The 358-nt window shown below is 68.7% G+C and carries 1 pseudogene; it reads right to left on the minus strand.

Annotated elements, in window-relative coordinates:
* Window positions 1–358, minus strand: a pseudogene (locus AVR91_RS43725) (malate synthase A); the annotation flags it as partial.

Raw genomic sequence — 358 nt, forward strand, 5'->3', positions numbered from 1 at the left:
CGGCAGGTAGAAGTACGGGCCCTTGCCTCGGTTGAGCAGCTCCTGCGCGTTGTGGAAGAAGTGCAGGCCGAAGTCGACCAGCGCGCCGACGGCCTGGCGCCCGCCGAAGGAAAGGCCGCGCTCGTCGAGGTGCCAGCCGCGCGGGCGGACGACGATGGTCGCGTGCTCGACGTCGTCCTTCAGCGCGTAGCTCTTGCCGCCGCTCTCCAGCGTGATGGTCTCGCGGACCGCGTCGTACAGGTTGACCTGGCCGGAGACGACGTTCGCCCAGTGCGGCGTGTTGGCGTCTTCGAGGTCGGCGAGCCAGACCTTGGCGCCGGAGTTCAGCGCGTTGATGGTCATCTTGCGGTCGGTCGGG

This window comes from Amycolatopsis keratiniphila subsp. keratiniphila (assembly GCF_001620365.2).
Taxonomy (GTDB): Bacteria; Actinomycetota; Actinomycetes; order Mycobacteriales; family Pseudonocardiaceae; genus Amycolatopsis; species Amycolatopsis keratiniphila.